This window comes from Janthinobacterium sp. SUN128 (assembly GCF_030587275.1).
GTDB classification, from domain to species: domain Bacteria; phylum Pseudomonadota; class Gammaproteobacteria; order Burkholderiales; family Burkholderiaceae_D; genus Janthinobacterium; species Janthinobacterium lividum.
The window spans coordinates 616,426-628,766 of sequence record NZ_JAPWHY010000001.1; the positions used below are offsets into that span (position 1 = coordinate 616,426).

At 64.8% G+C, this 12,341-nt stretch carries 13 protein-coding genes; 11 read left to right on the plus strand and 2 right to left on the minus strand.

Going from position 1 to position 12,341, the window contains the following annotated elements; translation table 11 throughout:
• The first annotated feature begins 2 nt into the window (after positions 1 to 2).
• Positions 3 to 521 (plus strand): hypothetical protein, encoded by a 519-nt coding sequence (locus O3297_RS02940; protein ID WP_305047695.1) that lies wholly within the window; start codon positions 3 to 5, stop codon positions 519 to 521.
• Here the strand turns inward: O3297_RS02940 and O3297_RS02945 are convergent.
• Entirely contained in the window at positions 518 to 1,402 is an 885-nt protein-coding gene (locus O3297_RS02945; protein WP_305047696.1) for a LysR family transcriptional regulator, read from the minus strand. The two genes, O3297_RS02940 and O3297_RS02945, sit on opposite strands and share 4 nt — an antisense overlap.
• A gap of 99 nt (positions 1,403 to 1,501) precedes the next feature.
• Between O3297_RS02945 and O3297_RS02950 the strand changes: the two genes are divergently transcribed.
• From O3297_RS02950 to O3297_RS02990, 9 genes are all read left to right on the plus strand, one after another.
• Positions 1,502 to 2,359, plus strand: a complete 858-nt coding sequence (locus O3297_RS02950; RefSeq protein WP_305047697.1) for an alpha/beta fold hydrolase — start codon at positions 1,502 to 1,504, stop codon at positions 2,357 to 2,359.
• A complete protein-coding gene (locus O3297_RS02955; protein ID WP_305047698.1) occupies positions 2,356 to 2,961 on the plus strand; it encodes a glutathione S-transferase in 606 nt (201 codons plus the stop codon). The genes O3297_RS02950 and O3297_RS02955 overlap by 4 nt, the downstream gene beginning before the upstream one ends.
• 75 nt (positions 2,962 to 3,036) lie before the next feature.
• Positions 3,037 to 4,617, plus strand: a complete 1,581-nt coding sequence (locus O3297_RS02960; RefSeq protein WP_070259207.1) for an AAA family ATPase — start codon at positions 3,037 to 3,039, stop codon at positions 4,615 to 4,617.
• On the plus strand, positions 4,614 to 5,099 hold the full coding sequence (locus O3297_RS02965) for a hypothetical protein (protein WP_305047699.1): 486 nt from the start codon (positions 4,614 to 4,616) through the stop codon (positions 5,097 to 5,099). The genes O3297_RS02960 and O3297_RS02965 overlap by 4 nt, the downstream gene beginning before the upstream one ends.
• 9 nt (positions 5,100 to 5,108) lie before the next feature.
• Entirely contained in the window at positions 5,109 to 6,080 is a 972-nt protein-coding gene (locus O3297_RS02970) for a hypothetical protein (RefSeq protein WP_305047700.1), read from the plus strand.
• A complete protein-coding gene (locus tag O3297_RS02975) occupies positions 6,077 to 7,840 on the plus strand; it encodes a VWA domain-containing protein (RefSeq protein ID WP_305047701.1) in 1,764 nt (587 codons plus the stop codon). The genes O3297_RS02970 and O3297_RS02975 overlap by 4 nt, the downstream gene beginning before the upstream one ends.
• Position 7,841: 1 nt before the next feature.
• A complete protein-coding gene (locus tag O3297_RS02980; protein WP_070259199.1) occupies positions 7,842 to 8,435 on the plus strand; it encodes a hypothetical protein in 594 nt (197 codons plus the stop codon).
• Positions 8,432 to 9,799 carry a capsule biosynthesis protein CapK gene (locus O3297_RS02985; protein ID WP_305047702.1) on the plus strand — a complete coding sequence of 456 codons (1,368 nt, stop codon included), beginning with the start codon at positions 8,432 to 8,434 and terminating at the stop codon, positions 9,797 to 9,799. Before O3297_RS02980 ends, O3297_RS02985 begins: the two co-directional genes overlap by 4 nt.
• Complete coding sequence (locus O3297_RS02990; RefSeq protein ID WP_305047703.1) at positions 9,796 to 10,824, plus strand: AAA family ATPase; 1,029 nt, start codon at positions 9,796 to 9,798, stop codon at positions 10,822 to 10,824. Before O3297_RS02985 ends, O3297_RS02990 begins: the two co-directional genes overlap by 4 nt.
• On the opposite strand, the gene O3297_RS02995 is transcribed toward O3297_RS02990, so the two are convergent.
• A complete protein-coding gene (locus tag O3297_RS02995; protein ID WP_305047704.1) occupies positions 10,796 to 11,359 on the minus strand; it encodes a TetR/AcrR family transcriptional regulator in 564 nt (187 codons plus the stop codon). The genes O3297_RS02990 and O3297_RS02995 overlap by 29 nt on opposite strands.
• 166 nt (positions 11,360 to 11,525) lie before the next feature.
• On the opposite strand from O3297_RS02995, the gene O3297_RS03000 reads away from it, so the two are divergent.
• Entirely contained in the window at positions 11,526 to 12,329 is an 804-nt protein-coding gene (locus O3297_RS03000; protein WP_305047705.1) for an SDR family oxidoreductase, read from the plus strand.
• The last annotated feature ends 12 nt before the right edge of the window (positions 12,330 to 12,341 follow it).

Here is a 12,341-nt window from a genome sequence, read left to right on the forward strand (position 1 = left end):
GCATGAAATCAGAGCAAGCGCTGGAGCCCCCACTGGCTGTGGCGGAAGAAAAATATGCCACGATTTTGGCATCGATACTGGCTTATACGCAGTTATGTGACATACATGGCGACGACGACAACGCCGAATACGACAGGCTCGCGGATCAATTGCAGGCACTAAGCGGAAAAGATATTTCCCGTTTTAATTTGCGCGAATGGTGGGAAGAGGAGGGCGCGGAAGTGCTGGCGTTCAGGATAGCCTTGCCCGATCCAGTGAAACTCGACGGCGTCAGCAGGACGGACATCGCGCGCATCGTTGCCAGGTTAGGCAGCTTCGAGCTGCCCGAAAAAGACGCCAGCGAACCACGCTTCCAGCAGATATTCAGCGCTTTTCTTGATGACTACTACCACGCCTGGCTGAAGCTGCACTGCAAGACCTACAACTACCAGAAAATATTCGGTGTGCACAAGGACAAGGACGGAAAGCGCTGGTGGCTGAGCGTCGACGAGAAGGTTGACCTGCTCTGGCCGCATCGCTAGCGACGGGATCCATCGTGCCTCTTGTTCTGCAATGCTGCCAGCAGCAGCTGGCAAAAACCGTCACGCACGGGGTCGGGCAGGTTGTCATTGGCCCGCAGCAGGCTGGCGACACGGGGCAGCGGCGCCAGCCGTTCCAGTGCCGCATGCCGGTGCACGCCCTGGCCCAGGTTGCGTTCATTGACCACCGCCATGCCCAGGCCGGCGGCAATCGCGGTCAGCACGCCCGCCATCGACGGGCATTCCAGGCCCACGCTCCAGGCCATGCCGGCCTGGCCCAGCTTTTCCTCGGCCAGCCGGCGGTAAAAGCAGTGCGGCCCGTAGGTGATCAGCTTGACGCTCTCGCCCGGCAAAGTCTGCTCTGCCGTGGCAGCGCACCAATGCAGCGTTTCTGTCCATAACAGCGTGTCGGCCGGCGCCGCCATGCCGGCAAAATCCTGGTGCAAAATCACATCGAACACGCCGTCGGCAAAGCGTTCGCGCAATACCTGGCTTTGCTCCACCACCAGTTGCACGTCCACCTTGGGGTGGTGATGCGAGAACTGCGACAGCACCGCACACACGTCCGTCAATGAAATCTGCTCCGTCACGCCGATGCGCAGCCGGCCATGCATCGCCGACGGCGAAAAATGGGCGACGGCGTCATCGTGGGCATCGAGTATGTTGACGGCATGCCGCAGCAGCACGGCTCCCTGGTCGGTCGTGCCAAACAGCCCGCCGCTGCGCGCCAGCAGCTGGCAGTCGAGCTGCTGCTCCAGTCGCTTGATTTTCCAGCTGACGGCCGACTGGCTCAGATGGAGCAGGCTGGCGGCCTGGCTCATGCTGCCGGTTTGTACCACTGCCCTGAACACACGCAGGGCATCGACGGATAGGCGCAAATTCATGGATCATGACAAAAGTTGGATTGAAGGTCAAAAGAATGTCACTGGCGTCATGTCCAGTCAAGCCTTAGCCTGCAGGTTCCGCAAAAAAAAGGACATCTGATGACGAGTCAAGAACCGCTGTTGAACGGCCACGCCCTGATCCACGGCCACCGTATCGCCACCGGCATGCATGGCGCAGGCACGCCGCTGGTGCTGGTGCATGGCACGCCGGCGCACAGCATTATCTGGCGCGAACTGGTGCCGCTGTTCGTCGATGCCGGTTTCCAGGTGCACCTGTATGACTTGCTGGGCTTTGGACGGTCGGAGCGGCCCGTCGAGGCCGATACCTCGGTAGCGGCGCAGGTGACCTTGCTGGCCGCCCTGCTCGACCACTGGCAACTGCCGACCACTCATTTGTTCGGCCACGATATCGGCGGCGCCATTGCGCTGCGCCTGGCGTTCGACTACGCGTCGCGCCTGCGCAGCTTGAGCATCGCCGACGCGCCCAGCTACGATTCCTGGCCGTCGCCCACCTGGAAGCATCTGCGCGATGATTTCGCCCGGCGTGCCTTGACGCCGGCCGGCGAGCATCGCGACACGATGGCGCGCCAGCTGGGCATGGCCGTTTTTCACAAGGACAGGATGCAGGGCGAGCTTCTGCGATGCTACCTGGAGCCGCTGTGCGGCGTGGTGGGCCAGCCCTCGTTCTACCAGCACCAGGTGGCGCACTATAACGCCTGCTATACGATGGACTTTGCCGAAAGACTGCCGCAGTTGACAGTGCCGGTACAGGTGTTATGGGGCCAGCAGGACGAGTGGCAGCCGGTGGCTTACGGCCATCGCCTGCAGCGCGATATTCCCGGCGCCACCTTGCACCTGTTTGACGAGGCCGGGCACTTCCTGATGGAAGACGCGCCCTTGCCAGTCGCGGCGCAAGTCATCGCGTTTATTCAGCAGATGGAGAGGAGAAGGCCATGATATTGATCGGCATGCTCGATTCGCCCTACGTCAGGCGCGTTGCCATCGGTATGAAAGTGCTGGGCCTGGAGCACGAACACCGGCCCCTGTCCGTGTTTTCCGATGTCGACCAGGTACGGAGCATCAACCCGGCCGTCAAAGTGCCGACCCTGGTCACGGACGACGGCCAGGTGCTGATGGACTCGACCCTGATCCTGGCGTATCTGGAGGAACTGGCCGCGCATGCTCCCCGCATCCGGCCGGAGCCGGGTCCGGCACGCCTGCGCGCGCTGTGCCAAACCAGCTATGCCTTGGCAGCCTGCGACAAAGCCGTGCAGATCGTCTATGAACGGCGCTTGCGCCCGCAGGAAAAACAGCACCAGCCCTGGCTGGACCGCGTCCAGCTGCAGTTGCATGGGGCCTGGGCGCAGCTGGAGGCGTCATTGCGCGAAGCGGCGCCAGACTGCTTGAGTATTGCCGGCATCACCATTGCGGTGGCCTGGAGTTTTGCTCAACAGATGGTGCCCGACGTGATGGCGGCCAGCGATTATCCGGCCGTGGCCGCTTTGACGGCGCTGGCCGAGCAGCAGCCGGTGTTTCGGGCCACGCCGATGGCGGGCTGAGTTGCTTGTCATCCGAACCGGTGCTTGCAGGTGGCTTGTGCAATAATTTCATTTCCTTAATGGAAGAATATTGCCATGCCGTCTTTTAACCTGTTCCAGCGCCTGTCCCAGGCCCCCACCAAACCCAAGTCCGCGCCCGCCGCGCGGCAGTTCGACGTGGCGGACCTGTACCAGGGCCCCATCGCGCTGGGAGCGGAAGGCGAGGCGCAAGCGCGGCCGTTCGATGAAAAGCTGCGCCAGGCGTACTTTTGGATCGTCAATCACGCCATCATCAGCCCCCATTACGACATCGAATACAACGATGGCCCGTCGCAGACGTATTCAGTGGGCGACAGCCGCCGCACGCTGAATCTGCCGTCGGCGCAAAGCTATTCCAGTTTTATTTTGCTGCCCCTGCTGACATTTGCCACGCGCCGCAAATGCCTGTTTGTCGGCGGGCCGGGGCGGGGCAAGACGGCCAGCGCCCTGCTGATGGGCGTGCTGGCCGGCTCCACCGTCAAGGAAGTCAAGCGCGCCATGCAGCATGGCCACCCGCAGATGACGGTGGCCGATTTGCTGGGCAATCCGCTGCCGGCGGACCTGGTGAACGCGCAAAGCATGGACGATATCCGCATCGCCTGGCGCGCCTGGCTGGGCATGCGCGTGAAGATCGTCGATGAATACAACCGCATCCCCACGCGCACGCAAAGCGCGCTGCTCACCGTCATGGGCGACAATTACGCGGAAGTGCTGAACCATATTTACGAATGCCCGGAAGCGGCCTGGTATCTGACGGCCAACGACGACCAGGGCGGCGGCACCTACCAGGTGATCGAAGCGCTGCGCGACCGGGTCGACGTGACGGTGCAGGCACTGGCCTTCAACCCGCGCTTCCTGAACGAACTGCTGCTGCGCGTGGAAGAAAACGTGCGCCCCGAAGAGCTGGTGCCGCCCGATATCATCTTCACGGAAGGGGAGGTGGATCAGATCGGCGCATCCATCCGCCAGGTGGCCATACCCGACGCCGTGCGCCGCCGCCTGGAATTCTTTGCCAGCCAGTTCGAGCTGTTCGAGACGGCCGGCGGCCAGTTTGAATACATGACCAAGGATACGGCCCGCCTGGCCGGAGCCGACCGGGGCGCCGCGCAGGCGGCCGACAATGGGCGCGACCGCCTGAAAGACCTGGGCTGCCAGACCTTGAACGGCATTTCCGTGCGCACCCTGATGGCGCTGATGATCTACGCCAAGGCCATGGCTTATTTCCGCGGCAATGGCGAGGTGGCGCTGGAAGACTTGCGCCAGGTGCTGCCGTTCGTCCTGCATAACAAGCTGCAGCCGGACCCGGATGCGCCATTTTTCGCGCTGCCGGAAAACGCCGCCTACCGCAGCGACAGGCTGGGCTGGCTGCGCCGCCTGTTCGATTTGTCAAACGATGAATTCAACCGCCTGGATCTGGACCGCGATGATCCTGTCGGCGTGCTGTCGGCCGAATTCGACCTGGGCCTCGATGGCGTCAGCGAGCGCGAGACCCTGGCGCGCCTGAACCGCATCGAAAAGCTGATCGGCGAACGCACGAAGGGCAGAAAATTGTACGGTCCCCTGTACGACGACCTGCTGAAGCTCAAGTACCTGCACCAGCGCTATACGAACTACCGGACTTGGCTGCGTTCGCAATGAATGACGTTCTGAATATCGACCATTGCCGCGGGTTTCTCGATGCGCTGGCCATGTTGAACAGCGAGGCCAGCGACCTGTGCGCAACTTACGAGCTGCAGCGCCTGCCCGACGCGCCTGACCTGGCCAAGGCGCTGGGCTTGCGCGTCGAGGATTACGCCTTGAATGTGATCGCCCCGGCGCGCGCGCTGCCGACGCCCCTGTGGCAGATCGCGGCGGTGCCGTGCGGGCGCGCGCAACTGGAGCAGCTATGCCAGCGCTGGTTCTTCTCGTCGGATCACATGCGCACGGCGCCGCCCGGCCGTTTTCGCGCCTGCCTCGTCGACGCCTTCCTCGAAGCGCTGGACATGTCGTTGACCGGATTCACCGTGCACGCCGTGACGATGACGCCGCCACCTGGTGTCTGGTACGCGATTCACTGGGACGAGATCGCCTTCGAGTCAGGGGATGAGCGCTATCTGCTGCACTTTTCGCACAGCGATTGACAGGCTGCGATGATTTCTCCTGCCTTTTCCTCGATACTTGCCAGCGGCCGCGCCCAGTTCAATGCGCGCGCTGTGGAAGCGCGCCGGCGCTTTCCCGCGCTCGACATGGCCGCCTTTGGCGCCTTCCTGCACGACGGCGTCGATCCGCTGGTGGTGGCCTTGGCCGCCGCCGCGCCCGAGCGCGTGGGCGGCGCTACCTTTGCCGCCTATGACATGGCGCTGGAACTGGTGGGCCATGGCCTGGCCGGGCCTGCCGCGAAAAATCCGTTCCTGAATACCGTCTGGCGCGAACTGGCGCCCTCGTTTGCGCCGTTGCTGGCCACCGCGCCCGTGGATGTATTGGGCATGCTCAGCAACGCCGCCATCCACATTGGCGCCGTGGCGGGAGCGCGGCCCGCGCAATGGCAGGCCGGGATGGCTGCCGTGGCGCCGCAAGTCGCCAGCGTCGCGCAGCTGCGTGCCGTGGGCCAGGTGCTGGCCTGGCGCGCCGGCGTCGCGCATTTCCGCCTGGGCGCGCTGGCCGCCGCCGACACCTTGCCACAAGCGCTGGCGCTGGCCGCCTTTGGCGAGCCGGGCGCGCAATGGCCGCAGGTGCATGCGCAGTTGCTGGCGAATCCCTGGCGCGGCAATGCCGAGGGCCGGGCGTTCGGCAGCTTCAGCGGCCTCGGTGGCGACTTCGGCACACCGCCGCAAGTGCGCGCCACAAAGGACGGTTTTGTCGTGTGCAGCGCCGAGCGCCACTACCTGCTGGTGGCCGACGCCTATGGCGCCGTGCTGCACAGCGCGACGGCGCAGGAGTTCGAGCAGGCGCCAAGTGGCATGCCGGCGTCCGTGCGCCTCGAGGGGGCGACCGTGCATATCGGCGCGCGCAGCATCGCGCTCGACCTGCCGGCCGGTGATATCGCGCTTGCCGCGAATGCGCATACGCTGGCCGTCACGTCACCGTGGACGCATGCGATCCGCCTGCTGCCGCTCGCATGAAGAACGATGCCGACTTGATCGACCGCTGGCGCGCCGCCTGGCCCGAGGCCCTGGCCGCGTGGAGCAAATTTACGCGCCTGCGCGACCCGAACCTGTGCGCCAGCCGCGTCGAGGCCAGCAAGCAGGGCTTGTCCGGCAGCTTCGCCATGATCCGCTTGCTGGACCAGAGCGTGGTGGTGGACTTGCCGCTGGTGACGGAGCTGGGCCTGGACGACTATGCGCTGGAAGTGCTTGCCCATGAAATCGGCCACCACATCCTCGCGCCGGGCAGTGCCAGCGACCAGTTCCGCCTGCTGGCGCGCATGCGCCGCGCCTTGCCGACCCTGGAACAGCACGCGCCCATGGTGGCCAACCTGTACACGGACCTGTTCATCAACGACCGCTTGCAGCGCCAGGCGAATCTGCGCATGGCCGACATCTACCGCAAACTGCAGCAGGGGCGCTCTGCGCAAGCCGATGCCAAAGGCAGCGGCGGCGTATGGACGCTGTACATGCGCATCTATGAAAACCTGTGGCAGCTGCAAAAGGGCGAACTCGGAGGCGGTAGTGCAGACGAACGCCTGGACACGGATGCCTGGCTGGGCGCGCGCCTGATCCGTGTTTACGCGAACGACTGGATGCTGGCGGCGGGGCGCTTCGCCACCTTGCTGCTGCCTTACCTGGTGGAAGACACGGATGCCTTGAGCCCGAGCCGCTATCTGCTCGACACGCGCGACGCAGCCCGTGGCTGCCAGACCTATGGTGCGCAGCAGATCGAGGACGACGAGGCGGACGGCGCCATCCACCCGGTGCACGACAAGCGCATTTCCGGCCTTGATGGCGAGGAACCTGTGACCGAGGCGCCCGCCAGGCAGGGCGGCGGGCAACTGCGCGAACCGTTCGAGCTGGGCGATATCTTAAAGGCGTCGGGCGTGAACCTGAGCGACCATGAAATCGCCATCCGCTATTACCGCGAACGGGCATTGCCGCACTTGGTGGCGTTCCCCTGCCGCCCCGCGCCCGAGTCGCAGGAGCCGCAGATGGAAGGGCTGGAAGCATGGGAAATCGGCGACCCGCTGGAGGATATCGACTGGCTGCAATCGGTGATGCAATCGCCGCGCCCCGTGCCGGGCGTGACCACCGTGCGCCGCGTGTACGGCCGCGAACCTGCGCGCGCCACCGATGCCGTGCCCGTCGACCTGGACATGTACGTGGACAGTTCCGGCTCCATGCCGAACCCGCAGGCGCATACCTCGTTCCTGACACTGGCTGGCGCCGTGATTGCCTTGTCCGCCCTGCGCGCCGGCGCGAAGGTGCAGGTGACCCTGTGGAGCGGCAAGAACGAGGTGATGCAAACGCCAGGCTTCGTGCGCGATGAAGACATGATCCTGGGCGTGCTGACGGAATTTTTTGGCGGCGGCACCTGTTTCCCCATCCACCGCCTGCGCCAGACCTATGCGGCCAGGCGCGAACGGCCTGCACACATCCTGATGATTTCCGACGACGGCATCACCACCATGTTCGACAAGGATGAACTGGGCAACAGCGGCTGGGATATCTCGGCGAAAGCGCTGGCGCAGGGCGGCGCGGGCGGCACCATGGCCCTGAACCTGGAGCGCGGCTGGGAAGGCGCGGCGGCCCATAAGTGGCTGCAGCAGACCTATGACGATCTGAAGCGCGCGCGCCGCGAGCAGGGCTGGGATATCCACGCCGTCGAGCGCTACGAGGACTTGCTGGACTTTGCGCGGGCGTTCAGCCGGCGCCACTACATACAACAATGACATGCATACTCACGGTCCCCACCTCGAAACCCTGACCCACCGCCTGGCCGACACCCCCGTCGAATTCCTCGCCGAGCCGCGCATCGCCGGCGTCGCCAATGCGCAGGCGGTGGCGGTGGCCGCGCTGGTCAACGACATTTTGCTGCTGCATGGCGCGCGCGCGCCGGCCGCATCCTTGCAGGGTTTTATCGGCGCGCAGGTGAAGGCGGACCGCAACCGGCTGGCGCTGGCCATGATCCTGTGCTGGCTGCTGGCCGACGACTGGTTCATTGGCCAGCAGTTGCCGCAGCACGATTTGTTGCAGGTGCTGGGCGAGGCGGCGCGCGAACTGGCCGCTGCCACGCCGGCCCACCAGTTCACGCAAGACCCCGAGCGGCGCGAGGAACTGGCGCGCATCGTGCTGGCGCGCCTGGGCTTTCGGCCCCGCGACGAAAGCGTGGCGCAGGCCACGGACCGCTTGTCCGCCATCAGCGGCACGGAGCGCCGCCGCCTGCTCGAAGCGAGCCGGCTGGCCGAGCAGCGCGCGCGCGAAATCCGCGAAGCGCTGGCAAAGAAGGCGGCCGAGGAATCGGCCGACAAGTGGTCGCGCGAATGAGTGTGGACGTCAATTTGCCGGACGGCGCCTGGGAATCGGACTGCGACTACTGTCCCACCCTGACGCAGGCGGGGGCGCGCATGCTGGAAAAACTGCGCAGCCATCCCGCGGCACCCCGGTACCGCAACCGCAGCGGCAACAAGCTGCTGGCCGGGGAGGTCGAAGCGCTGCGCGCCTACGAGCAGGAAGTCATGCAGGCGGAGATCGGCTGGAGCAAAGACGCGCCGCCGCCCTGGCTGGCGGATTTTCTCAGGACGACCTACGCCACCGTGCCGCATTACCGCGCCTGCGGTTCGCCGCCCGCGCGTCTTGCGGACGTGGCACCCATCAGCCGCGCCGAACTGGCCCACGACATCGCCGCCTTCGTGCCCGACGACGCGGACCTGGCGCGCATGATCAACTTCCAGACGACAGGCACGACTGGCCACCCGCTGCTGATCGCCTCGCACCCGCTGGTGGCGGGCCGCTACCTGGCCTTCCACAAGCGCGCGCTGCGCCGCTTCGGCGTCACCCTGCGCCATGGCGCGGGCCAGGTGGGCGTGATGCTGCTGGGGCATCAGCGCCGCTGCTTCACCTACGTTTCCGTCACGCCGACGATGAACGAATCGGGCCTGGCGAAGATCAACTTGCACGAGGACGACTGGCGCGACCCGGATGACCGCGCGCGCTACCTGGACGCCATGGCGCCCGAGCTGATTGCGGGCGACCCCATCTCGTTTGCCGAGTTGCTGACCCTGTCCATGACGCACAAGCCGGCCGCGCTGCTGTCCGTGTCGATGATGCTGTTGCCCGGCATGCGCGCGCGCCTCGAAGCGGCGTTCGGCTGCCCCGTGCTCGACATCTATTCGCTCAATGAAGTGGGCCCCGTGGCCGTCTACGATGAACAGGCGGGTGGCCACGTGCTGCTGCAGCACCGGCTGTACGTGGAAATCCTCGATAGCGCGGGCCAGCCCGTGCCGGATGGCGCACGCGGCGAAATTACCGTGACGGGCGGCTTCAATTTTTGCCTGCCGCTGGTTCGCTACCGCACGGGTGATTACGCTTCGCTGGCGCATGGCCCGCATGGTCCCGTGCTGGTGGGCCTGGCCGGCCGCAGTCCCCTGCGCTACAGGACGATCAATGGCGAATGGATCAACAATATCGACATTACGCATGCCCTGAAACCGCTGGCCATCGCCCTGTTCGGCGTGCACCAGCATGGCGACGGCGCCATCGCGCTGCGCCTGGCGCCGAACGCCATGCCGCAGGCTGACCGGGCGCGCGCCTTGCTCGCGCCTTTTTTCGGCACCATCACGGTCGAGACCTTGCTGGCGGAAGACAAGATCATTCAATACACTTCGGATTTGCAGGAAGCCGTGGCATGAACCTTTATAAACGCGGCCTCGTGGTCGGTAAATTTTGTCCGCTGCACCAGGGCCACGAACTGTTGATCCATCGTGCGCAAGAGGCCAGCGAAGAACTGCTGGTGGTCAGCTACACCAAGCCCGAATTTCCCGGTTACGAGCCGGCGCGCCGGGAACGGTGGCTGCGCGCGCAATTCCCGCAGGCGCACATCGTCTTGCTGGATGATGCGCGCCTGGCCGCTCTGTGCGCGGCGCGCGGCGTGCCGGCGCGTACGCTGCCGCACAACGACGACGATGGCGATGTGCACCGCCATTTCATGGGCTGGCTGTGCTGGACGGTGCTGGCGCTGCCCGTCGATGCCGTCTTCACCAGCGAGGACTATGGCCCCGGCTTTGCCCAGGTGCTGGAACGGCATTATGCCGGCGGGCCGGTGGCGCATGTGAGCGTGGACCAGGCGAGAACTGTGGTGCCCGTGTCCGGCACGCGGGCCAGGCAGGACCCGCATGCGCACAGCGCTTTTCTGTCGCCGATTGTGCGCGCCGATTTTGTCACGCGCGTGTGCGTGCTCGGTGGCGAATCGAGCGGCAAGACGACCTTGGCGCAAGCACTGGCGGCGCATTTCGAGACGGCCTGGGTGGCCGAATATGGCCGCGAGTTGTGGGAAAGCCAGGATGGCATATTGAACTATGACGATCTGCTGAAGATCGGCCGGGAACAGCTGCGCCGCGAAGCGCAGGCGCTATTGGCTGCGCGGCGCTGGCTGTTTTGCGATACCTCGCCCATGACGACGTATTTTTACTGTGTCGAGATGTTCGGCAGGGCCGAACAGGAATTGGCGCAGCTGGCAGAACACCGTTACGATCTGGTGCTGCTGTGCGCCCCAGACTTCCCCTTCATCCAGGATGGCACGCGCCGCGACGAGGATTTTCGCGCGCGCCAGCATGCGTGGTACCAGGACGAGCTGGCGCGGCGGGGGATCGCTTTTATCAATGTGTCCGGCACGGTGGCCGAGAGGGTCAGACAGGTGGCGCAAGTGTTGCGCTGACTGCCGCCAGGATCTCATCGGAAAACGCGGCATCGTCGACGGCGCGCGCCAGCGCCACGGCGCCCACCATGGCTGACAGCATGACGATGGCTTCCTGTTGTCGGTTGCGCTTTTTCTGCCACGGAAAATGCGTGGCCAGCTTGCCGATGATGGATTTCAGGTGGACGGTGAAGGCGGGGCGCACGGCCGGCTGCTTGCGCGCGTCGCCTGCCAGGGCGGCCAGCAAACAGCCATCGCCCGGCACGTCTCGGTGGGCCGCGCTCACGTAGTCGCGCACATACTGGCGCATGGCTTCCGGGCTTGCCGTTGCCGCATCGAGCGCCACGCGCGAGTGTTCCGAGCCATGCAGGGTGCTTTCCGCCATCAGCGCTTCCTTCGAAGCGAAGTGGTTGTAGAAGGGGCCATGCGTGAGCCCCGTCGCCTGCATGATCTGTCCCACGCTGACGCCGTCGTAGCCCTTTTCACGGAACAGTCGCGCCGCTTGCGTCAGGATGCGCTGGTGCTTTTCAGCGGTTTCTTCGGCGGGATAACGCATGGCAGGCTCCTGATCGCAATTCAAAAATAATGGTTGACATCATACATGATGTTCGTCATGCTTCAACACATTAAACATGATGACCGTCATATTTAATGTGTTGAAGCATGATGGCTGTCATGTTTGGTGACGCCAGCCCACCCCCTATATTGAAGAAGGAATGATCATGAATGCAGTTACTACCCAAGGCACGGCCCTCGTCACCGGCGCTTCCTCAGGCTTGGGCGCCGTGTATGCGGACCGCCTGGCCAGCCGTGGCTTCGATTTGATCCTGGTGGCACGCCGGGTCGAACGCCTGGGCGTGCTGGCCAAGTCGCTGGCAGAAAAGTATGGCGTGTCCGTGCGCGCCATGGCGGCGGACCTGTCCGCTCCGGCCGACCTGCAGCGCGTGGCCGATGAACTGGCCAGCAATCCGGCCATCACCATGCTGGTCAATAATGCGGGCGCCTCGACCCTGGCGCCCGTCGTCGATACGCCGAAAGCGGGCATCGCCACCATGGACAAGGTCAACGTGACGGCCGTGGCGGAGTTGAGCTACGCCGTGCTGCCGCAGTTCAAGCTGCGCAACAGCGGCACCATCATCAATATCGGCTCCGTGCTGTCCTTCCACATCTTGCCCGTCAGCACGATCTACAGCGCCACCAAGGGCTATGTGATGAATTTCACGCGGGGCTTGCAGCAGGAGCTGGCCGGCACGGGCATCGTGGTGCAGCTGGTGCTGCCCGCATCGACGGCAACGGAAATCTGGGAATTGAGCGGCGTGCCGTTGGCGCAGCTGGACCAGGCCACCATCATGCGCGCGGAAGACTGTGTCGATGCGGCGCTGGCGGGCCTGGATCAGGGCGAACTGGTGACCTTGCCTTCCGTGGAAGACCAGGCCTTGTGGGAGCAGTTTGACTCTGCCCGCCTGGCCCTGTTCGCAGGCGCGATGCGCGGCAAGCCCGCATCGCGTTATGGTATCGCGGGCTGATGCACGCGAAAG